Below are 22,725 nucleotides of genomic sequence, written 5' to 3'. Positions count from 1 at the left end.
TTACGAATTTTCCGGTTCGATGAGGGGAGGAAGAAACTTGAAAATTGTGGCAATAGAACCTACGCCTAGCCCTAATACAATGAAAATTATATTGGATGAGGAACTTCCCTCGGGGAAAAGCCATAATTACAAGAAAGAGCAAAGTAGTGATGCGCCCCCAGTCATCGCTGACATATTAAAGATAGATGGGGTAAAAGGCGTTTATCACGTGGCAGATTTCTTGGCAGTGGAACGAAATGGAAAATATGATTGGCAAGAAATTTTGCCGAAAGTACGACGCGTATTTGGCGAAGAAGTGGAAACCAAGCCCGAAAAGAGAACGGCCAATGAACATTTTGGGGAAGTAAAAGTATCGGTTCAAATGTTTAAAGGTATTCCATTGCAGATTAAATTAAATGACGGTCAAGAAGAAAAACGATTTGGACTGCCTCAGGAATTCCTTAAAGCTTTTGAAGCTGCTCAGCAAGATGGCGACAATTTTGTTCTGCAGCGTACTTGGAAAGATTACGGTGTTCGGTATGGGATATGGATGAAATTGGAAAAAGTATGATAGAAGAAATCACCGCACTTTACACCCGGGAAAGGCTGGATGCGCTCGTTGATCGCGCCCGACAAGGAGAACGTCAAAGTGAGTATAAGCCAGAACGGGTCAAGTTGACACCCGAGATGTTGGATGAATCGGACTGGCGGAAGCGGTATCAGCTGTTGGAACGAATGGAAGATCCTACATTGGACGATTTGCCCTTGCTTGAAAAAGCGATGAACGATGATAAAGTAGCCATTCGCAGACTTGCAGTGGTCTATGTAGGCATGATCAAAGATAAAAAAGTATTGCCGCTTTTGTATAAAGCGTTAAAAGATCCGGTGGTGGCCGTTCGCCGAACAGCAGGAGATTGTTTATCCGACCTTGGATTTAAAGAAGCAATCCCTGCAATGTGTGAAGCTCTGAAGGATAAAAGCAAAATCGTCCGATGGCGTGCCGCCATGTATTTATATGAAGTCGGAGATGAAACGGCCCTTCCGGCATTAAAAGCGGCGGAAAATGATCCGGAGTTTGAAGTGCAAATGCAGATTAAAATGGCAATCGAACGAATAGAAGGTGGACAAGAGGGAAAAGGTTCTGTTTGGAAACAAATGACCGAAGCCCGAAAAAATGAAAAATCGGAGGAAAAGAAATGACGAATGCTTATGAAGAATATATGAAACAATTAGTGAAGCCGATGAGACAGGAATTGGTGGACGCCGGTTTTCAAGAGTTGATCACACCGGAAGAAGTCGTTCATTTCATGGACCAAGCAGAAGGAACGACACTAGTATTTGTCAATTCTATGTGCGGCTGCGCTGCGGGGCTTGCTCGTCCTGCAGCCGTTAAGGCGATCGCAGAATCAGAGAAAAAGCCGGATCATTTGGTGACGGTTTTTGCTGGACAAGATCGGGAAGCTACGGCCAAAATGCGGGAATATTTTACAGGCTATGAGCCTTCATCGCCGTCCATGGCCATATTAAAAGGCAAAGAAGTTGTTCACTTTATTCCGAGGGAAGATATCGAATACCATGAGGTTGAAGACATCGTTACCAATTTAACGAATGCCCTTCATCAGTTTTGCGATTAATGGAGAAAGGATGTCGAATAGGCATCCTTTTTCACTTACTAACCTTTCAGGATATTTGTCTTTTCCGATTAGAATATAGGTGAGTGAATTTTTTTATTACGGAAAAATCAAATGAACGCAATAGATGATAGGGATGAAAACATCCTAACCCATCATTGTTTATTACAGGAGGCTCTTCATGTCAGAGATAATTCAAGACATCACAAAGACTTATGCACAATTTTTTGAATGGGACATGTGGATGGAAGTGTTAACGGATCCCGTAAGCTGGGGACTGATCGGTACTCTCGTTGTTTTAGAGGGGCTTCTCTCTTCCGACAACGCTTTAGTATTAGCGGTGATGGTTCGCCATCTTCCCGGTGCCCAAAGAAGAAAAGCGCTGTTTTACGGACTGATTGGTGCATATCTTTTAAGATTTATTGCCATTGGGATCGGTGTTTATTTAATTAAGCTATGGTGGATTAAAGTACTTGGAGCACTTTATCTTGCCTGGTTGTCTATCCATTACTTTGTCGATAAGAGTATGGGCGAAAAAGTGGATCAAGAGGTTACCGGGATCAAGAAAAATGGCTTATTAATCAAGTTGTTCGGGCCATTTTGGGGTACAGTAGCGGCCGTGGAGATGATGGATGCGGCTTTTTCTGTTGACAGCATCTTGGCAGCTTTCGGAATCAGTGAAAAAGTATGGGTCCTGTTGATTGGCGGAATGTTGGGAGTTCTGATGATGAGAGGAGTCGCCGGGTTGTTTTTGCGGCTCATTGATCGTATTCCAGAACTGGAAACTACCGCTTACGTCATCATTGTTTTTATATCCATAAAAATGCTCTTAAGTGTTTTCCATATTGAAATTGAGCATGTTTATTTCTTCGCATTTATACTCCTATGTTTTATATTGACCTTTGCAACCCATATATTAAGAAAGAAATGATGGAACGAAATACCCTTTTGTCAGTGTGGTACAGAATGGGTGCATTAGAGAGATTGATAGAAAGAGGCGAAAGGATGTATTTAACGATAAAAGAAACAGCGGATTATTTATCATTGCCGGAAAAGTATATTGAAAGCTTGATACTTCATAATAAAATCCGCGCTGTTTTTGACGGAGAACAGTATTTAATTTATAAAGATCAATTCAATACTCATTTAGAACAAATGGAAAAATTAAAAAAACAGTTGGAAGAATGGTACAATGAACCGATTCCGGAAGACTTGGATGTCAAAGATGAAGATTAGGTGATGGACGCGCGGTGAACTAGAAAAGAATAGGGGAAATCATCATAATATGGAAAAGGTTCAAGAAGTTGGCTTGCTCTTCGCTCTCTTATTCTATGATACAATGAATGTAGTTTAATAGGGGAGGGCGATGGCCATGAAACGTATCTTGATCATTTCTCTACTCTTTTTGCTACTGTCTGTGTGGCCGCTTCACCCGCATACAAATGCCTCTATTACAGGCATGTTTCTAAAAAATTCTCATCTAGTAAACAATATTAGCCTTCGTTCGAAACAGACATTGGGAGATATTGTCGTACTTCCTGAAAAAATCGGACAGCCCATAGATGCGGAGAAAATGATCCGACACTTGGATCATCTTCCTCCGACTCTATTAAAAAAAATAGATCAAGCAGGAATCAAGATTTATCTTTTTAATGGGAAATTAACTGATATTCCTACTGCTTCCTATTTAAAAGGAGAGAGTCCCCGCGGATATGCAAATCACAACGTGAAATGGGATAATGTCCCTGGAATAGGGGGATCGAAGTGGGTGCTCGCCAAAATTGGATGCAGCGAAAAAGGAAAAGGGCACGGTTCTGTTAGTTTGGAACTTCATGAACTCGGGCATTCGGTTGATCGCTATATTTACAACGATCCTTTCGGCGACCTGCGTTTCCATGCTATCTGGAAAAAAGAAGCCCCTGTTCTTTTTCCGCATCAATCTTATTTTATCGATTATCAGGAAGAATATTTTGCAGAAACGTTTGCTATGTATTATTTAAACAGCCAAACAAAGGCTTACTTGCGCCAACATGCACCAGAAACCTATCAATATTTCGTAGATATGGAAAAAAGCCATTTTTATGTTGCTGATATATCTGTTTGATCAACATGGTTTTGAAAAATTGGATAAAAAATTAAATAGCACATTCATTTGTCTCCCCACTGTGTGGGGATTTTTTTTATTAGGGACGGAGAAAAAAAGAAAAAACACTTTCGCTATCTAAGACAGACTCTCTGTGATATTATATGAAAAGTATTTTCTGATTAGACTCGCTTTTGGTACAATCAAATTGCAACAGGAAGAATCGAGGTGGAGTTCTTGAAACAATATTTAGAGTTAATTGAACATGTTTTAAACAATGGAATAAAGAAAGATGACCGGACAGGCACAGGTACCATTAGTACATTTGGCTATCAGATGAGAATTTCTCTGGAAGATGGTTTTCCTCTCTTGACAACGAAAAAGCTTCATTTAAAGTCCATTATTTATGAATTGCTTTGGTTTTTGCGGGGAGATACGAATGTTCGCTATTTGCAGGAGCATGGCGTAAGGATTTGGAATGAGTGGGCCGATGAAAATGGCGACCTTGGACCGATCTACGGTTATCAATGGCGTTCTTGGAGGGGTGCGGATGGCCAAACAGTGGATCAAATTTCTCAAGTGATCGAGCAAATTAAAACAAACCCTAATTCGAGACGATTGATCGTTAGTGCTTGGAACGCAGCAGAAATTGAGAAAATGGCCTTGCCTCCATGCCATGCTTTATTTCAGTTTTACGTGGCCGACGGTAAATTATCGTGTCAATTATACCAACGGTCGGCAGATGTTTTTCTTGGTGTTCCGTTTAATATTGCTTCTTACGCTCTTTTAACGATGATGATCGCTCATGTTTGCGGCTTAAAACCAGGCGAGTTCATTCATACTTTTGGAGACGTTCATATTTATTTAAACCATCTTGAACAAGTTAAGCTGCAATTAACACGCGAGCCGCGTCCGCTGCCGAAAATGATCCTAAATCCGGAAGTGAAAAATATTTTTGATTTCCAATATGAAGATTTTCGATTGGAAGGATATGATCCACATCCACATATTCCGGGTGTTGTGAGCGTATGATTTCGTTAATTGTAGCGATGGATGAAAACGGCGTCATTGGCAATGACAACCGATTGCCTTGGCGATTGCCTGAGGATTTGAAGTTTTTTAAGCGGACGACGATGGGACATGTGATTGTGATGGGGCGAAAGACGTTTGAATCGATTGGTAAGCCGCTGCCCGGGCGAAAAAATGTGGTGCTGACCAAAAACCGCAGTTTTCGGGCGGACAACTGCACGATTGTACATTCTCCGGAAGAAGTGCTGGCGATGAACGATCAGTACGGAGAAATTTTTATTATTGGAGGAGCCGAAATTTTTCGTATCTTCCTTCCTCATGCAAAACGAATGTATATAACAAAAATCCATCACCATATTGCTGGCGATACGTATTTTCCGGAAGTGAACTGGAGCGAGTGGCGGATTGAGGAAAAGAAAAAAGGAATAAAAGACGAACAAAATCCATATGATTATGAATTCCTTCTTTTTAGCCGATCTTAAACGATTTGCAGCGGTTTCTTCCGCTGCTTTTTTAATTTCTAAAAAATCGATCAAAAAAATCATTATTTTTATAAAATTTTTAAAATACTTGATTTTGTGAATATTGTACTTCATAATTTTAATACATAACAGCGTTTGAGCAAAAAAGAATGGGGGAATTTTTGTGAAAAGGAAGTGGAAAGGGATTCTAGCTGCAGGTCTAGTCAGTACCCTGCTTTTAAGTGGATGCGGCAGCAAAGAAACAAGTAGCGGAAAAAGCGGGTCCAAACAAGAGAAAACGTATTCGATCGGTGTTACGCAAATTGTGGAGCATCCTTCTTTAAATAATGCGTTTAAAGGATTCAAGAAAGCACTGAAAGATGAGGGGATTTCGGCAAAATATGATGTTCAGATTGCGCAGGGAGACCAAAATAACAACCAGACGATTGCCAACAATTTTGCGAGCGAGGGCGTTGATTTAATTTTTGCCAACTCAACTCCTAGCGCATTAGGCGCCCTAAATGCGACAAAAGAGATTCCAATCGTTTTCACGTCGGTATCTGATCCCGTCGGCAGCGGATTAGTCAAATCGATGGAAAAACCGGGAGGCAATATAACAGGTACAACGGATATGCATCCTGAAGCGATACCGAAAACGGTTCAATTTATGGCGGAACAGTTTAAAGGAAAAAAAGTGGGAGTCATTTACAATGCCGGAGAGCCGAATTCAGTGGCGCAAATCAATCAAGTAAAAAAAGCAGCCAAAAAATACAAATTAGAAATAGTTCCCGTTACGGTTTCGACTTCTTCTGAAGTGAAGCAAGCGGCGGAATCGCTGGTCGGCAAAGCGGATTTGCTCTATATATTCACGGATAATACCGTTGTTTCAGCATTAGAATCCGTCATCAAAGTAGCGGATGACCACGATATTCCGCTATTTGTAGGTGAACTGGATTCTGTTAAACGAGGAGGTTTCGCTGCTTATGGTTTTGAATATTATGATATAGGCTATGAGGCAGGAAAAAAGGCCGCACAAATTTTAAAAGGGGAAAAGAAACCGGGTGATATATCCGTTGAACCACCGTCAAAGCTGAAATTAGTCATCAATGAAAAGGCGGCGAAATCCATGAATATTCCCATCAAAGACGAGTGGAAAAAAGAAGCGGAATTGATTCAATAATGTTTGATGAGCGGTAAGGGTGAACAGAGCAGTTTGTTTGACTGCTTCTTGGAGGGATGAGCATGTTTACTTCTTTGTTTGGGTCTGTAGAGGCAGGCGTCATTTACGCCATTATGGCATTGGGAGTGTACATTTCTTTTCGCATATTAGACTTTCCCGATTTAACGGTTGACGGAAGCTTCGTGACTGGAGGTGCAGTGGCTTCCGTTATGATCGTTTCCGGAATAAACCCCTTTATAGCAACAGGTTGTGCATTTCTTGCCGGCTTTTTAGCTGGATGTATAACAGGCCTCTTGCACACAAAAGGAAAGATCAATCCGCTGCTTTCCGGGATTTTAATGATGACGGCTCTTTATTCCGTTAACCTTCGCATCATGGGAAAGCCAAATGTTCCTTTACTGGCTGAAGATACGGTCATCACGATCATTTCCAAGTGGTGGAATCATCTAGGAATCGACCAAGCGATCAACCATTGGCTGGAGTTGGCGGGTCTTGGCGCATATGTTCCGAAAACGTGGGGTATATTCATCATTATGCTAGTGCTGGCTTACTGTATGAAAAAATTGATCGATTGGTTTATGCGAACCGAAATTGGTTTAAGCATTCGTGCTGTAGGAGACAACGAAAATATGATCAAAACGTTCTCGGCGAACACTGATTGGTTGAAAGTGTTAGGACTTGGTCTTTCCAACGCATTTGTTGCTTTTTCGGGAGCATTGATCGCTCAATACAACGGTTTTAACGATATTGGCATGGGAATCGGGATGATCGTCATAGGCTTGGCGTCAGTCATTATTGGCGAAGCGATCATCGGCGACAAAACTATTATTCGAGCCACTGCGGCGGTTATCGTTGGTGCGATTATTTACCGAATCATTATTGGGCTGGCACTTCGCATTCAATTTTTCGATACGGGGGATATGAAGCTGATTACAGCTGCAATCGTAGTTCTAGCGTTAATCGTTCCACAATTGATTGAAAAGTATCGAAGACATCAAATGAAGAAGCAGCGGGTTTTGATGAGGATACGTGCAGCAACGGATCGAGGTGAAACAGATGCTGGAATTAAATCAAATCTATAAAGTTTTCTATGAAGGAACTCCTGATGAAAAAGTAGCGATACATCACCTTGATCTACAATTGAAAAAAGGGGATTTTGTCACCGTGATCGGCAGCAATGGAGCGGGAAAATCTACTTTAATGAATATCATATCCGGAAAGTTAGCTCCTGATTTGGGGATTGTACGTTTAAACGGAGTTGATGTCACCAACGTTCCTGAACATAAGCGGGCAAGGAAAATCGGAAGAGTGTTTCAAGATCCTATGGCGGGTACTTCTCCGTCCATGACCATTGAAGAAAACCTCGCTATTGCTTACAATCGTACGAAAAGACGTACATTATCGATCGGAGTGACTAAAAAAAGAAAAGAACTGTTTAAAGAAAAATTGCAAATGCTGGAATTGGGATTGGAAAATCGGCTGCAAGCAAAGGTGGGGCTTTTATCAGGTGGGGAACGGCAAGCCTTGTCTTTGTTAATGGCTACATTTACGGAACCCGAAATTTTATTGCTCGATGAACATACTGCAGCCCTTGATCCATCTAGAGCGGAACTGATCACCCACCTAACGAAAAGGATCGTCGAAACGTTCCATTTGACGACTCTCATGGTGACGCATAATATGCAGCAAGCTATCGATCTCGGCAATCGCTTAATTATGATGGACAAGGGACAAATTATTTTTGAAGCCGATGAAAAAGAAAAAAGGACATTAACGGTCGAAAAACTGTTGGAAGAATTCCAGAAGATAAAAGGTGAAAAATTGCTCAACGACCGCACGATTTTGGCGTAAACAGATGGCTGCTGCTTTTCCTTCGATAAAGAACATGGAGGTCTTTTTTCCAAATTTTTTTAAAAAGAAATTTTTTAGGTCATTATGCATTCTTTTAAGCTCAAAATGGAGTATAATAAAAATAAACGGGTTAAAAGAGGATGATATTTTGATACTCAAAGCGATTGAGTTTCAGACAAAGAAAGGCCAAAGGGTAAAAATCAGTGAAATTCCTGTATTGGAGGAGGATAACCCTTTCTATGTTGGCGTAAGAATTCGTTTAGAGACCATGATGACCAGAATCTACTATGCTCAGAATCCACGGCCGTTCTATTCGTTTCGCGATTACTTGAAAAAAGTTTTAAGATGGCCGGATTATGAACAACTATACGGATCCAGTATCCTGAAAAACAATGCATAATCCTATTTTTCAATTATACAAAATCAAAAGACATTTGCGGATATGATTCCACGTTTTGTGCAAATGAATCTACAAAGAGTGCAGGAAGCCATGCACTCTTTTTTGTATGTGCGCCCGGCATGTACATGAACTATAGGGTGTAAGTCCCGAACCCCGAAGACAGAAGTAGAGGTTAGCCAAGAGCAAGGGTGTCCGTGGTGACGCGGAATCTGAAGGAAGCTGGAGACAAAACACCGGTCCGAGGAACACGAACCTCATATAAGGCTAGGTATGATTGAGTGAGTTTGCATAACAAAACAAAGCTTTTTCTGTCGAAGGTCATATCGAGTAAATGAGGCGGATAGATGGTGTGAAAGTGCATGTACTTACCCGGGGAGGTCTGGCGGATATGTGAAGTACTCTTCATAACCTACTTAGTGATAAGTAGCTGAACCGTCAGAAGTCAGCAGAGGTCATAGTATTAGTTGGTCTAGAACAACTAAGAAGGACCGAACAATTAAGAGAGAATAGCCCTTGGTATTCAGTGAGTCATGATGAACACAGAAAACGTAGTACCTCACTTGAGGGAGGAAGCGGTGAATCCCGTGGGAGACCTCTTGGAGGGTGGAGTGACCACTGGCATAAAGAGAACAGCTATTCACGGAAGTTATAAAGACTTGCGTCAATTATCTTAATTGAACCGCCGTATACGGAACCGTACGTACGGTGGTGTGAGAGGACGGGAGTTAATCGCTCCCTCCTACTCGATTTTGTCTGTATGGATAGATATATGGTATGAATTATTTCACCATTTCCTTTCCTTATTCATCCTATGAAGTATACGACATTATTTTGGCCATTTGGTAATGTCCTTTCTATGAAACGCAAGGGGCTGCTTTTAACAGAATCATCAATCAACATGGTGATTGTGTACGGCACAGTCGTTGCAATCGTAATGACGCAGAGCCTTTTCCGACGTTTCCGGATGAGTTTTGGAAAATGAGGAAATGTTTTGAATTGTTCATTCTTCGGTTTGAAACGAAGGGAGTGTTTTGGTTGAAAAGGTGGTTTGGCTGCATCGATTTGGAGTTAATACCCGAAATGGTACGGAAATCTTATTTAGGAAACTTTTTATCGTGTTATAATAAAGTGAAACTTTTCCGTTATGAACATCATAATATGTTATTTTCATAGTGGAACCCACAGCTAAGATTTTATCTGCAGCGAGGTGAGACCATTCAGTGAAATCGGCAGCCTATATTTTCTTCGCTTTTCTTTTGCTTTTTCCGGTAGCCGGTTGTTCCTATATAGGAGGATCCGAAAAAACGGTTCAGTCACAAACCGAAAAAGTAGTACCTAAAGATTTGAAGGTGGTTGCCATTGGGGATTCCTTAACCCAAGGGGTAGGTGACAGTACGAATAAAGGTGGTTATATTCCCTATTTGAAAAAAGACTTGGAAAAATTGAAAATGGTAAAAAGTGCTAAATTTCAAAATTATGGAATTAAAGGGACGAGATCAGATCAGCTGCTCGAACGCTTAAAGACAAGGCAAATGAAATCAGCCATAGAAAAAGCGGATATGGTATTCATTACAATCGGTGGAAATGATGTAATGAAAATCCTTCGAGATCATTTCATGGATTTAAACGCAAACGTGTTTCTACAAGAAGAAAAGCCTTATCAACAGCGGCTGTTTGCCATTTTCAAGACAATACGTCAATACAATCCTCATGTAGGGATCGTCCTTATCGGTATTTACAATCCATTTTTAGAATGGTTTTCCGATATAAGGGAAATTAATCAAGTGATTTATCATTGGAATGCAGCCAGCAAACAAGTGGTAAAAAAATTTCCTCACGCCGTTTTTGTTAGCATTGATGATATTTTTTACCGTCAAAAAGAAAATTTATTATTCAATGATCATTTTCATCCGAATGATCAAGGGTACCAATTGATGGCTAATCGGATCTATCAAACTATCAAAGGGAGAAAGCTAGAAGAATTAACAAATGGGAAAATAGTGTTAGAGAAAGAGGAGAAACAGTAAATGAGTGCAAATAAGTGGAAAAGAGCTTTTTTTCTTTTATTAGGCTTGGTCCTTTTCATCATCATCGTCTTCATCGGCCTTATTTTCTGGCCAGTGGATCAAGGAGAAATTCCTAAGGAAAAAAACGTAGGCAAAACGATTCCATTTCACTTGGAAACGAATAAAGAGGATCTGAATAAAGTGATTAACTCGTATATTGCGAAAGAAAAAGGAGACACTCCCATTGATTATTATGTGAATCTAAAGGACGATGTCGAATTAACCGGAAAATTAGACCTTTTTTCTACATCGGTTCATTTTAATATGACGTTTGAACCGAAAGCGTTGAAAAATGGAGATATCGTATTAAAACAAAAGGGAATGTCGCTTGGCGAGTTACATTTGCCGCCTTCCTATGTACTGAAAATTGCCCAAGAATCATATCATTTTCCGGATTGGGTACGGATATTCCCTAACCAAAAAATGATTTATGTCTCCACAAAAAGAATGAATCTGAAGAACAATGTCAGCATACGGGTAAATGAATTTAATCTTCCTAAAGATCGAATCTCGTTCACATTGCTCGTTCCCGTGCAATGAATGAAAAAAAGACGACAGTCATCAAAAAAGGAAAATGATTGCTCTCCTTTTTGATACAAGAGGAAAACTGACATGAAACCATACAAAACCGCTCCTTTAAATGGAGTGGTTTTTTAAATTCGCACCAACTGTTTGACGACAATCTTATACTACTACTAGTACCGTTTTTCCGTTCCTTTTTTGACAGACCGTTCTTAGTTTGTCTGAATGAAGAAAAGTATTGCGGAAAACACTTCTATTATTCCTTCCACATTAACGATCCATAAATCAATCACAGTGGTTGGAACTAATTTTTGGATAGGAGTGTTGGGTTGAGTTGAAAGCTGTAACCTATCAAGGGCCTAATCATGTAGAGGTAAAACAAGTAGAGGATCCAAAAAATCAAAAAAAGACGATGTGATTGTTCGAATTACAACTACCGCCATTTGCGGGTCAGACCTTCATCTCTATCAAGGAAACTCTTCGTTGCCGAAAGGTTACGTGATTGGTCATGAACCAATGGGCATTGTGGAAGAAGTTGGTCCTGAAGTGACGAAAGTAAAAAAGGGAGATCGGGTCGTCGTTCCTTTTAATGTTGCTTGCGGCCATTGCTTTTATTGTGAACACGGCATGACGAGCCAATGCGATAATTCCAATGAATATTATGATTCAGGGGGGGTACTTCGGCTTTGGAGAAAAGTACGGAAACCATCCAGGAGGTCAAGCTGAATATTTAAAAGTCCCTTTTGGAAATTTTACTCCTTTTGTGATCCCAGAATCGTGTAAATTAGAAGATGAATCTCTTCTCTTTTTATCCGACTTGCCTACTGCTTACTGGAGTGTGGAAAATGCCGATGTGAAACCGGGTGATACCGTTATCGTTCTTGGCTGTGGACCTATCGGATTGATGGCGCAAAAATTCGCCTGGATGAAAGGCGCTAAACGCGTGATAGCTGTTGATTATTTGGATTATCGCTTAGAACACGCAAAAAAGATCAATCATGTTGAGGTGTTTAATTTTGCTGAATACGATGATATGGGGGAATACCTAAAGGAAATCACCCGAGGAGGCGCAGACAAGGTGATTGACGCCGTCGGTATGGACGGAAAAAAACACCGATTGAATTCGTGGGGCAAAAATTGAAGCTGCAAGGCGGAACCCTTAGTCCTTTGAAAATTGCTGCAAAAGCTGTCAGGAAAAACGGTACGATTCAAATTACGGGAGTATATGGGGGCAACTACAATAATTTTGAATTAGGCGCCTTATGGATAAAAAATATTACCATTAAAATGGGGCAAGCACCGGTCATTCCGATTATGCCGAAACTATTTGAAAAAATAGTGAAGAAAGAATTTGATCCGAAAGAGATTATTACTCATAAAGTATCCCTTGACGAAGCACCCAATGCTTACAAAATATTTAATGATCATCAAGATCATTGCATTAAAGTAGTTCTGAAACCGTAAAGACAACGAAAGGCAGCATTCCTTTTCATAAGGATGGCTGCCTTTTAAAAACATGAATATAAAAAACTAAGCAACGTCTATTCAAGACAGTCTTAAACCTTTTGGATAAAAATTTTTGATGATTCCTTTTGCTTCCTTGCCCCAGCCTAGCGGGAAGCCATGAATGGTTAACAGTATCCAGCCCCGGTCTTTTCCGGTTTGAATCGTTTCTCCGTGCAAATAGCGTTCCCAAAGCGTTCCGTTTTGTTCGAGTTCGAAATGGTGCCGTACATCCTTTGTTTGGACGGCAAGCGCCAGAGAGTGGTGCGGCTCAAAACGGTTTTTCTTAAATTCTCCAATAGGAAGTCCTATTCGGACAGTCTTTAACGATGACAAATCCGGCATTCGTTCCGGCACAAAATATAAGCGGTCATTTTTCAAAAAAAGCCGGTCCCATTCGAAAGGAAAGTGAACAAAGGTTTGTTCGATAAATTGTTGAAACAGTTTGGCTTGTGCCCTAGGCAACTTTGCCCCTTTCATGATGGGGGCGGAATGTTCATTTCCTCCTGTTTTCCGTAATTTTGCAACGAAGTGTCCTTCTCCTTGGAGATGGTGCGGCCAAAGGCGAGCCGTCTTTGCAATGTCGGAAAAATGCGTCTTAGTCCATTCCGGACGACCGGGGGAAACACCATGACTGTGTGGAATCGGCAATATTTCCATCTCAGGAAACGTATTGACAAATTGTTCAATGGTTTGCTCGTTTTCCTCCGGAGAAAAAGTGCACGTCGAGTAGAGAAGAATGCCTCCTTTTTTCAACATGGCATAAGCGTGAGACAAAATTTCCAGCTGCAAATGATGACACGACTCCACATAATCGCCGCTCCAATATTGGCAGCTTTCCGGGTCCTTTCGAAACATCCCTTCTCCAGAACACGGAGCGTCCACGATGATTTTATCGAAACATTCTTCAAACTGAGTGGAAAGGTTTTCCGGGGTCTCATTTATCACGGCCGTGTTTGTCAGTCCGAAACGCTCGACGTTTTCTGATAATGCTTTGACCCTTTTGGCCGAAATTTCGTTTGATAGCAAAACCCCTTCGTTTCCGAGCCGTGCGGCAATGGCAGTGGTTTTTCCCCCCGGTGCTGCACATAGATCGAGAACCATATCTCCTTGTGATAGTTCGAGCTGCTCTGCCACAAACATGGCACTTGGTTCTTGTATATAATATAGGCCGGCTGCATGATAAGGATGCTTTCCTGGAGCATCTTCCCGGCGGTAATAATAGCCATTTTCCACAAAGGGAATTTTATTCATCGCAAACGGAGAAATTTCCTCCCATTGTTCGAAAGAAACTTTTAACGGATTAATACGCAGGCCGGATGTTTTTTCTTGTTTATAGGTAGCGAAAAATGCTTCGCTTTCTTCTTTCAGCAATGTTTTCATTTTTTGAAGAAAGTCGGAGGGCAGATAATCCATGAGAGGGCTCCTTTCTTTTGCCTAATAAGCCCCGGCTTGCCGGGTTTTCCCGTCGCCAAAGACAAACATAATGCTATTATGTTTTTTGGAAAAAAGCAATAGGAAAGCGGCGGGACAGCCGGCCGCTAATGGTCGATGATTAACAGAAAATCAACAGGTATCTCGCTGTTTGAGGAGCCCGTGCATATCAGCGTGTAAATCCGCCCCGGATCCAGGAGTATTTCCAGTATAGAAGAATAAGACCCGTTCGCCAGTTTGAAAGTAAACTCGGCAGTCATGGGCGTCATTCCGATATATTCGGTTGCCTCTTTAAATGAAACGTCTTGAAAAAAGAGGTCGCCGGTTTCGGTCACTACATCGATCGGCGGAGAATCAGGTGATAAATGAATAAAACGCAGCTTTGTTTCGTGGCGGGGAACAAAGGAATCACTCGGATATCGAATCAATTTTACTTTTTTCTGCATCCCGCATACGGCCAATAACACATGATCTCCAGGATATAATAGAATTTTTTCGCTGATTAATGGATCCCACGTTTTATCGGAGGGATATATGTCGACGAAATAAAGGCCGGGAGAAAAAAGTATCGTTTCGCTGATTTGTTGAAAGGTCAGCCGGCGCATAAGCATACGTTCATTTACATAAATGTCCAATTTCTGCGAATCGGGAGAAGCATGAAAAAAGCGGATATGCGCTAGAGGAGGAGAAGAGGCTAGCAGTTTCGAAGCTATATGATATTTTGGATAATTAGGGAAAAGCGTTTTTCGTTCTAAGTTTTGATCAGAACGAAAAAAATAGTTGCGATTTTTCATTTTTTCACCTCCACTTTCAAAGTCATTGTACGCCGGCGAGAAGTGTGATATGCCCGTCATTTAAACCTTTAAATGAAAATGAATTTCCACTTTCTCTGAATATGTAATGAGAAGCCTTTTAATTGGATATCACAGGTTAACGAAAACGTTGGATTGATCGGAAAAATTTTGTTTCTATTAAAAGAAATGGGAATCTTTCCATGTCCGGTTGCTTTGCTTTTCTTTTTAAGAAAAAACGCTAAAATAAGTAGCAGAAGGTATTTTGAAAGAAAACGAGGTGAAGGACCGATGACCAACGAAAAACGTTTAGAAAAAGCGACATTTGCAGGTGGCTGTTTTTGGTGTATGGTCAAACCGTTTGACCAACTGCCGGGAATTGAAAAAATCGTTTCTGGATATACAGGCGGCCATAAGCCAAATCCTACGTATGAAGAGGTTTGCAGTGGAACGACAGGGCATCGTGAAGCGGTAGAAATCACTTATGATCCTGAACTTTTTCCTTATGAAAAATTGCTCGATATTTTCTGGATGCAAATTGATCCAACCGATGACGGCGGTCAATTTTATGATCGGGGATCTTCGTATAAAACAGCCATCTTTTACCATAATGAAGAACAGCGTAAACTAGCAGAGCAGTCAAAAAGAAAGCTTGAAGAAAGCGGTAAATTTTCTCAACCGATTGTAACAGAAATTTTGCCGGCAAAACCGTTTTATCCTGCAGAAGACTACCATCAGGATTTTTATAAAAAATTTCCTCTCAGATACAACGCTTATGTGATCGGATCCGGGCGGGAACAGTTTATCAAAAACCATTGGGGGGATCATGAAAATGAAGAATAAAGAAGAATTAAAAAAACAACTTACTCCGATTCAATACGAAGTAACGCAAAATCAAGGAACAGAACCGCCTTTTCAAAATGAATATTGGGATCACTTTGAAGATGGCATTTATGTCGATATCATCTCCGGAAAGCCGTTATTCAGCTCGAAGGATAAATATGACGCTGGCTGCGGTTGGCCTAGTTTTACAAAGCCGATTGACGAAAAAGAGATGGTCGAAAAAGCAGATTTTAGCCATTTTATGATCAGAACGGAAGTACGGAGCAAAACAGCTGATTCGCATTTAGGACATGTTTTCAATGATGGTCCAGCACCGACAGGCCTTCGCTACTGCATTAATTCCGCCGCTCTTCGATTTATTCCGAAAGAGAAAATGGCCGAAGAAGGGTACGCTGATTATTTATATTTGTTTGAGGATAAAGAAGAGAAAGGATGAACAGTCTTGTTTAAATGGCTATTTCGGAAAAAGGGGAAGCCGTCAAAAGAAATAGATGTTTACACACCTGTAAGTGGCAAAATCCTTTCACTTGAAGAAGTGCCTGATCCTGTCTTTTCTGAAAAAATGATGGGAGACGGAATAGCTATTGAACCTAGCGACGGAAGAGTAGTGGCCCCTTTTGACGGCGATATCATGCAAATATTTCCAACCAAACATGCTGTGGGAATAAAAGCCGCCAATGGGGCCGAAATCTTGATCCATGTCGGGCTGGAAACGGTCTCGATGAAAGGGGAAGGGTTTGAAAGTCATGTTTCCCAAGGCGACAAAGTAAAAAAAGGGGATCTTCTCATCACATTTGATCTAAATTTAATACGGGAAAAGGCGAATTCCACCATCACACCCATCATCGTGACGAATGGCGATATGATTGAAAACATTGCAAAAAAAGAAAATGATATTGTAACAGCCGGAGAAGAGGTATTGCTTACCGTTACAGTGAAATAACAGAAACGGATAAGAATGAATTTAGGCTAACACCCAATCCTGCCATGGGGCAAATGCATACTTTGAACTAATGTAAGAGAAAAAGCCCAATCAACGAGGAGTGAAAGGTATGCACGATCACCATGGATATGATTGCTTTTCAGGATATGAACCAGTAGGATATGGAGTTGGATCTGGTTATGGATACGGCAGCGGCTTTGGCTACGGATTCCCTTATGCTTATGGTTCTAGTTGCGGATACAACCATTGGTTTGCGCTCATCGTTGTCCTTTTTATATTGCTGATTATCATTGGGGCAACTTGCTACGGTACATCGAAATAAATCGCTAAATCCTTAAAAGGCGGCGGCGATGGCTGAATAGGTTGACAAAATGTTTCAACACTCAACCTTTACGAAGCCTTTCAATCTTCCGGGAGTTTGCTTTCGCGAATGTCGTTTAAACGGCAGGCCATGATGATGAAGCAGGAAATGATAAATAAAAAGTTTGAAAAATAGGAGAACACATATTAGTTGTATATAAGTGTTCTCCTTTTATCTTATATTAAAGTTGAACAAGTTGAAGATTAAATCCACTTTTCCATAAAACTTATTCATCCCTTTTGAAGTCCTTGCTTATTGTGTAAGTCTGTACTTCTTGATTGTTCAACTCAATCAAAAGGGTGAATCTTTTCACATCCCACTTGTTTAAAACGCCATTCAAGTTTACTACACCTCTTAATTCAATTATCTCTCTAACACAAAAAAAACATTCTGGGTCTTTTTTAATTTTCTTCAGAACGGGTTAGAATGAATCCAAGTCATCTAAAATTACAAAAATTTTTAAATTTAAGACTATTTATTTCGGTATAATAATACTGTGTATTTTATAATTGTACAATTAGTGTTTTTCAATTATTATTAAAAACCGATTCGCCTCTAAAAAGACAATATTCGTTTATAAAGGCATTGTTAATTATTATTTATAGTTTAATTACAAGGAAACGTTTTATTTACGAATGATAATTTCTTTATAAGAAATTATTATTCGTATTTTTATTGACGAGAATGGTGGTATTTGGTAAGGTGGTGGTAGAAAGATCGGAGAAAGAGGGAGATCAATGTGAACCATAAATACGATGTCATTGTCGTTGGAGCAGGACCGGCAGGAATATTTGCCTGCTATGAACTGTCGTTAAAATTACCTCAAGCGAAAATTTTGTTAATCGATAAAGGTCATGATATTTTCCGGAGGCACTGCCCGATTTTGGAGAAAAAAATTGAAAAATGTCCTCCGGCAGTGGGCAAAAAATCATTTGCCGGCTGCTATCCTGCATGCTCTATTACAAATGGGTTTGGAGGCGCAGGGGCGTACTCGGATGGGAAATTTAATATAACAAGTGAATTTGGCGGTTGGATGACAGACTATTTACCTGATTCCACCGTACTGGATCTCATTCATTATGTAGACAGCATTAATTTGAAACATGGTGCGACGAAATCCATTACCGATCCTTTAACGGAGGAAGTAAAAGCGATCGAACGGCGAGCATATGCCGCAGGATTAAAGCTGCTGCGCGCTCAGGTTCGCCATTTAGGCACCGAAGAAAACTTAGCCATTTTAAAAAGCATATATGAATACTTGCGAGACAAAATTGAGATGGTTTTCAAAAAAGAAGTAGAAGATCTGGCTACGGAAAAACAAGGAGATCGTCATGTAGTAAAAGGGATCGTTTTAAAAGACGGAACGACGATTGCGGCTGAAAAAGTGGTGGTGGCGCCAGGAAGAGATGGATCGACTTGGCTTGCGAAATTATTGAAAAAGCGTCGTCTGAAAATGATCAATAACCAAGTGGATATTGGCGTACGAGTGGAAACTTCGAACATTGTCATGGAAGAAATCAATACCCATCTGTATGAAGGAAAATTTGTATTTAATACTTCTGTTGGCACAAAGGTTCGAACGTTTTGCAGTAATCCGTCCGGACATGTAGTAGTGGAAAATCATACGGGAACGATGTTGGCTAATGGTCATGCCTACAAAGATCCTAAACTGGGAAGCAACAACACCAATTTTGCTTTGCTGGTGTCTCATACATTCTCAGATCCGTTCGATCAGCCGAATGAATACGCCCACGAAGTATCCAGCCTCGCCAACAAGTTGTCAAACGGCGGAATTATTGTACAAAAATACGGCGATTTACGAAAAGGTCGACGTTCCACACTGAAAAGAATCAAAGAAGGTTTTATTACTCCGACTTTAAAAGAAGCTGTCCCGGGTGATTTAGGTTTAGTGCTTCCATACAACACGATGAAAAGCTTGATCGAAATGATCGAGGCGCTCGACCATGTTACACCGGGCATCGCGTCAGAACATACTCTTTTTTATGGAGTAGAAGCGAAATTTTATTCGGCTCGTCCTAAACTGAATGATCGTTTTGAGACGGAAATTTCTGGATTATATGCGGCTGGCGACGGGGCAGGTATTACGCGTGGTTTAGCTCAAGCCAGTGCTTGTGGAGTATGGATCGCGAGAGATATTGTGGAGAAACTTGGTTCAACCAAGCAAAATGAGAAAGTTCCTCAAAATGTATAACTTTGCATCATGTACAATATATCTTTTCTGCTGTCATTCAGAACCATCCATTATCCAAAAGCCGTTGAAAAAAACGGCTTTTGGATAGGTACTCGGTTTCCTTAGACAATTAACTAATTATTAACTCAGCTTTCGCAGTCCAAAATCTTGTTTAAATGCTTGATGTAAATGGTTTTGGGAAGTACAAAATTATCATTTGACATTTTTTAAAACATAAAGAAAGACACCTATTCTTTTGGTAAAATATTGGTGACGAAACCAAATCCAAAAGAAAGGTGTCACCACTATGATAACGAATAAAGACTACTTTGCGCAATTACCAAAAGAAATTAAACAAGGATTTTCCGAATTAAATATTGGATATCATTTAAGAAAAGCGAATATTACGAAACTTTCCGGGTATTCTTGTCTTACTGTTTTCAAACTGATTTTTCTTTTAGTCTTCCAATATAAGAACTGGTTTCGTGCTTTTATGAGTAAACGATCTCAGGATCTGCCCGGAAAGGATACAGTCTATCGCTTTTTAAATACACCAACCTATCATTGGAGAAAGTTTCTGCTTTCATTAAGCAGTGAAATGATCCGTCTGCTTCAACCATTAACTTCAAAAGATCGTGTCACAGCTTTTGTGATTGATGATTCTGTCTTTTCAAGAAACCGTAGTAAGTCGGTTGAACTGTTGGCTAAGGTTTTTGATCACTCTACCCATCAGTACTTGAAAGGGTTTCAAATGCTTACCCTTGGCTGGACCGATAGTTTTACTTTTATTCCCGTTGATTTTGCTCTTCTAAGTTCACCGAAAAAGGAAAATCGCCTGCAAGAAATCAATACCAATATTGATAAACGAACATCTGGCTATAAGCGTCGCCAGGAAGCTCTGAAATCAAAACCGGACGTGGCTTCAGCTTTACTTGATCATGCGCTTGAAAAAGGGATTATAGCTGACTATGTTCTCATGGATTCCTGGTTTACACAAGCGCCTTTAATTGAGAAGATTACGAACAAAGGGTTATTTGTCATTGGCTTGGTGAAGCAATTAAAGCAGCGATACGTTTACAATGGTGAACGTTTCACACTGAATCAACTTTACAAATTGGCAAAACCTCACATGGGTAAAAAAGACATTCGCGGATCCGTTTATGCTACTTTAGACAATGGAATTCCAGTAAAAATTCTATTTGTACGAAACCGTAATAAACGGAGCGAATGGCTTGCCATTCTCAGCACAGATACAACATTAGAAAATGAAGAGATCATTCGTATTTACGGCATGCGTTGGGACATTGAAGTCTTCTTCAAATGCAATAAATCCCTTTTAAATTTAGAGAAAGAATTCCAGGGACGTTCCTACGACATGTTAATTAGCCATACAACCATTGTTTTTACACGATATATTCTCATTGCTTGGCAAATGCGAAAAGAGGAGGATCCTAAGACGATTGGCAACCTTTTTTACATCCTTTGCGAAGATGTAAAAGACATAGATTTTATTACTGCCCTTCAATCACTTATTGACCTTTTCCAAACTTTGGCGGAAGCCGAGGTTTCTTTGAACATGGACATCTTTAAAAATCAAATGAATAAATGGTTGGCCACTATACCTAATTATATCAAGCAATGCTTAAATATTTCTGTGTGCGAAAGTTGAGTTATTAACTAATTATTCTTTCATCCTGTTTATAAAGCTCCCAGGCTTCATCAAATATGGACATGCTTTTCAAATAATCGCCATTCATCTCTAAGTAATTGGAAATCTCATGATAATCTTCCGATTTTTTCGGAAAGCTATGGTCTAAGAAAAGATGATTGGCAAAACGGGAAATATCGTCCCTCGGCGGTTCTTCCCTATATTTCATCATGTAGTGATAGAATGATTTTCCCATCAAATCCCCCCTTTTTTGAAACCGTATAAGCACGGGATTGATTTTACGCATGGATCAAAAACTTCTTATCGAAACTCGACTTCCTAATATTTACTTCGTCCTGTAAATAGCCAACCTTTTCTGAAAAAGTAAGACTCTATTAGTACTGTTATTTGTTTGAACGAAGACAAGTTCGATTTTTTGATTCATTTTACTCCTCAATAGGATAAGTGGTCAATATGAAAACAAAAATGTGTGATGGCCCGTCGTAAAATATGAAAAGAAATTTTCATTTGGAGAAAAATTCCATAAGAATGACCTTTGAAAATGGGAAGATGATATGCTCTATGAACGATTTTTAGCGTGGGAAAAACTTAGGGAAAGGTTAAGCGTGAATGGACGAAAAGAACGGATGAAAAGTGAGAGGAAAGAAGTGAGCATGCCAAGTTCTTTCAGCATATAGTGTAAAAAAGGTATCTATAAGGAGATGGGAGGCCGTGAAAAAAAGAAAACGACCTAAATTTCAAATCGGTGATACGGTAGTGATTACCATATATGGAACGGTCGGCGTCGTAACCAATATGAAGCAATTGGATGGGGAAATTGTGTACGAAATTAATAAAAGCGAAGGACTGTTTAAAGAAAACACCCTTGCTTTTTTAACGGAGTATAAAGGAGGAGAAAATCATTTAGAACGGCTCTTCATCGAGTATAAATACTCTTTTGGAGATCTTGTCAGAGTAAAGGGATGCGAAAACGATTTGTTTAAAATTATAGGATGTCGAACGGAAATATGGCGATATAAAGAAGATGCATGGGAAGATATCATATATGAATTGACTCGTATACCTGACGGAGAATGGCTGGAAGCGCAAGAAGAGGAATTAAAGCTGGTAGCGGATCATGAGGAAGCAGAAAGAATTTTGAAAAAAACGGAATTATTGCTGATTTCATCGCAAGCGAAACGAAAAGGATTGCCTGCTCCTGAGTCCCCGGAAATATTAATTGATCGCCTGCTTGATGAATTGAATGATTATCAGCAGCTGTATCACTATTTTCAAGATGAATTTTATCGGGTGAAAGTCAAGGAAATAAAAGAAAAATTAAAACATGCCCAGTTACTTAGAAGCCAAAAATCCGAATGAGCAGAAAATGAGGAATCATAGATTGGATGAGCGTGAATAATATGTAATAAAAGGGGGCAAGCAGGAAATTTCTAGTATAAGAGAGAAACATAACAGAAGAAAAAACAACGGGCAGGGGGGCAAATGGATGAGAGAAACAGAAGTGTATATTGATACGGAAGAGATTGCTGAATTTTTTTACGGTGAACTAGTAAAAAGAGGGTTTATTCCTAACAAGTCCGAGGTAGATGAATTAGCAGATATTACATTTGAATATCTGTTAGCGAAAAGCATCATAGAAGAAGATGAAGACGAAGATGAAAGTGAATAGCCAGAATGTAAACAGATTATGTTGAAAAAAGCGAGTTGGAATTTTGCCTTCCACTTGCTTTTTTATTTTTTAAAAAAGGAGCGTTCCAAACAGGATTCGAAAAAGTACATCCTAAGAAA

At 40.0% G+C, this 22,725-nt stretch carries 23 protein-coding genes and 2 pseudogenes; 22 read left to right on the top strand and 3 right to left on the bottom strand.

Translation table 11 applies throughout. The features are described 5' to 3' along the window. Positions 1-37 precede the first annotated feature (37 nt). From NST12_RS09595 to NST12_RS09530, 14 genes and pseudogenes are all read left to right on the top strand, one after another. Positions 38-1,179: pseudogene (locus tag NST12_RS09595) on the top strand (conserved virulence factor C family protein). Then, complete coding sequence (locus NST12_RS09590) at positions 1,176-1,613, top strand: BrxA/BrxB family bacilliredoxin (RefSeq protein ID WP_003355062.1); 438 nt, start codon at positions 1,176-1,178, stop codon at positions 1,611-1,613. Before NST12_RS09595 ends, NST12_RS09590 begins: the two are co-directional and overlap by 4 nt. Positions 1,614-1,791: 178 nt before the next feature. Further along, positions 1,792-2,541, top strand: coding sequence for a TerC family protein (locus tag NST12_RS09585; RefSeq protein ID WP_048623522.1), 750 nt, complete (start codon positions 1,792-1,794; stop codon positions 2,539-2,541). A 74-nt stretch (positions 2,542-2,615) separates the two neighbouring features. Continuing rightward, positions 2,616-2,846 (top strand): excisionase family DNA-binding protein, encoded by a 231-nt coding sequence (locus tag NST12_RS09580; protein WP_003355060.1) that lies wholly within the window; start codon positions 2,616-2,618, stop codon positions 2,844-2,846. A 136-nt stretch (positions 2,847-2,982) separates the two neighbouring features. After that, positions 2,983-3,714: an anthrax toxin lethal factor-related metalloendopeptidase gene (locus tag NST12_RS09575; RefSeq protein ID WP_048624473.1), complete on the top strand. Its 732-nt coding sequence runs from the start codon at positions 2,983-2,985 to the stop codon at positions 3,712-3,714. A 216-nt stretch (positions 3,715-3,930) separates the two neighbouring features. Then, positions 3,931-4,725, top strand: a complete 795-nt coding sequence (locus tag NST12_RS09570; RefSeq protein WP_048624472.1) for a thymidylate synthase — start codon at positions 3,931-3,933, stop codon at positions 4,723-4,725. After that, a complete protein-coding gene (locus NST12_RS09565; RefSeq protein ID WP_341029839.1) occupies positions 4,722-5,204 on the top strand; it encodes a dihydrofolate reductase in 483 nt (160 codons plus the stop codon). Before NST12_RS09570 ends, NST12_RS09565 begins: the two co-directional genes overlap by 4 nt. Before the next feature lie 163 nt (positions 5,205-5,367). Continuing rightward, a complete protein-coding gene (locus tag NST12_RS09560; protein WP_341029838.1) occupies positions 5,368-6,363 on the top strand; it encodes an ABC transporter substrate-binding protein in 996 nt (331 codons plus the stop codon). A 62-nt stretch (positions 6,364-6,425) separates the two neighbouring features. Then, on the top strand, positions 6,426-7,445 hold the full coding sequence (locus tag NST12_RS09555; protein WP_048623519.1) for an ABC transporter permease: 1,020 nt from the start codon (positions 6,426-6,428) through the stop codon (positions 7,443-7,445). Beyond that, entirely contained in the window at positions 7,420-8,214 is a 795-nt protein-coding gene (locus NST12_RS09550; RefSeq protein ID WP_003354934.1) for an ABC transporter ATP-binding protein, read from the top strand. Before NST12_RS09555 ends, NST12_RS09550 begins: the two co-directional genes overlap by 26 nt. Positions 8,215-8,362: 148 nt before the next feature. Further along, positions 8,363-8,614, top strand: a complete 252-nt coding sequence (locus NST12_RS09545) for a DUF2535 family protein (RefSeq protein ID WP_003354935.1) — start codon at positions 8,363-8,365, stop codon at positions 8,612-8,614. Positions 8,615-9,834: 1,220 nt separating this feature from the next. Then, positions 9,835-10,641: an SGNH/GDSL hydrolase family protein gene (locus NST12_RS09540; protein ID WP_003354936.1), complete on the top strand. Its 807-nt coding sequence runs from the start codon at positions 9,835-9,837 to the stop codon at positions 10,639-10,641. Next, on the top strand, positions 10,642-11,220 hold the full coding sequence (locus NST12_RS09535; RefSeq protein ID WP_003354938.1) for a YpmS family protein: 579 nt from the start codon (positions 10,642-10,644) through the stop codon (positions 11,218-11,220). Positions 11,221-11,536: 316 nt separating this feature from the next. Then, positions 11,537-12,666, top strand: a pseudogene (locus NST12_RS09530) (zinc-dependent alcohol dehydrogenase). A gap of 81 nt (positions 12,667-12,747) precedes the next feature. Here the strand turns inward: NST12_RS09530 and NST12_RS09525 are convergent. Continuing rightward, positions 12,748-14,121 carry an RsmF rRNA methyltransferase first C-terminal domain-containing protein gene (locus tag NST12_RS09525; RefSeq protein WP_048623518.1) on the bottom strand — a complete coding sequence of 458 codons (1,374 nt, stop codon included), beginning with the start codon at positions 14,119-14,121 and terminating at the stop codon, positions 12,748-12,750. Between the two features lie 125 nt (positions 14,122-14,246). After that, complete coding sequence (locus NST12_RS09520; protein WP_048623517.1) at positions 14,247-14,933, bottom strand: DUF4397 domain-containing protein; 687 nt, start codon at positions 14,931-14,933, stop codon at positions 14,247-14,249. A gap of 288 nt (positions 14,934-15,221) precedes the next feature. Here NST12_RS09520 and msrA point away from each other — a divergent pair, with 288 nt between their 5' ends. The 6 genes from msrA (at position 15,222) to NST12_RS09490 (ending at position 20,937) form a co-directional block, all read left to right on the top strand. Then, on the top strand, positions 15,222-15,773 hold the full coding sequence (gene msrA / locus NST12_RS09515) for a peptide-methionine (S)-S-oxide reductase MsrA (RefSeq protein ID WP_003354945.1): 552 nt from the start codon (positions 15,222-15,224) through the stop codon (positions 15,771-15,773). Beyond that, positions 15,763-16,209 carry a peptide-methionine (R)-S-oxide reductase MsrB gene (gene msrB, locus NST12_RS09510; protein ID WP_048623516.1) on the top strand — a complete coding sequence of 149 codons (447 nt, stop codon included), beginning with the start codon at positions 15,763-15,765 and terminating at the stop codon, positions 16,207-16,209. Before msrA ends, msrB begins: the two co-directional genes overlap by 11 nt. Positions 16,210-16,215: 6 nt before the next feature. Next, positions 16,216-16,716: a PTS sugar transporter subunit IIA gene (locus NST12_RS09505; RefSeq protein WP_328203953.1), complete on the top strand. Its 501-nt coding sequence runs from the start codon at positions 16,216-16,218 to the stop codon at positions 16,714-16,716. 109 nt (positions 16,717-16,825) lie between these two features. Beyond that, the gene (locus NST12_RS09500) at positions 16,826-17,038 is read left to right on the top strand and encodes a YjcZ family sporulation protein (protein WP_048623514.1); all 213 of its coding nucleotides are present in this window, start codon (positions 16,826-16,828) and stop codon (positions 17,036-17,038) included. 778 nt (positions 17,039-17,816) lie between these two features. Next, positions 17,817-19,289, top strand: a complete 1,473-nt coding sequence (locus tag NST12_RS09495) for an NAD(P)/FAD-dependent oxidoreductase (protein ID WP_048623513.1) — start codon at positions 17,817-17,819, stop codon at positions 19,287-19,289. A gap of 286 nt (positions 19,290-19,575) precedes the next feature. Further along, positions 19,576-20,937, top strand: a complete 1,362-nt coding sequence (locus NST12_RS09490; protein ID WP_087960047.1) for an IS4 family transposase — start codon at positions 19,576-19,578, stop codon at positions 20,935-20,937. Between the two features lie 4 nt (positions 20,938-20,941). On the opposite strand, the gene NST12_RS09485 is transcribed toward NST12_RS09490, so the two are convergent. Further along, positions 20,942-21,172 carry a YozE family protein gene (locus NST12_RS09485; protein ID WP_048623512.1) on the bottom strand — a complete coding sequence of 77 codons (231 nt, stop codon included), beginning with the start codon at positions 21,170-21,172 and terminating at the stop codon, positions 20,942-20,944. A gap of 476 nt (positions 21,173-21,648) precedes the next feature. Here NST12_RS09485 and NST12_RS09480 point away from each other — a divergent pair, with 476 nt between their 5' ends. Beyond that, positions 21,649-22,296 carry a hypothetical protein gene (locus NST12_RS09480; RefSeq protein WP_003354951.1) on the top strand — a complete coding sequence of 216 codons (648 nt, stop codon included), beginning with the start codon at positions 21,649-21,651 and terminating at the stop codon, positions 22,294-22,296. A 127-nt stretch (positions 22,297-22,423) separates the two neighbouring features. Continuing rightward, positions 22,424-22,606 (top strand): YozD family protein, encoded by a 183-nt coding sequence (locus tag NST12_RS09475; protein WP_003354952.1) that lies wholly within the window; start codon positions 22,424-22,426, stop codon positions 22,604-22,606. Positions 22,607-22,725 lie beyond the last annotated feature (119 nt).

It is taken from the genome of Bacillus sp. FSL W8-1127 (assembly GCF_038006725.1).
GTDB lineage: Bacteria > Bacillota > Bacilli > Bacillales > DSM-4216 > Bacillus_O > Bacillus_O smithii.
The sequence above is the reverse complement of the archived record's forward strand: the minus strand, read 5'-3'. Positions and strand labels throughout refer to the sequence as shown.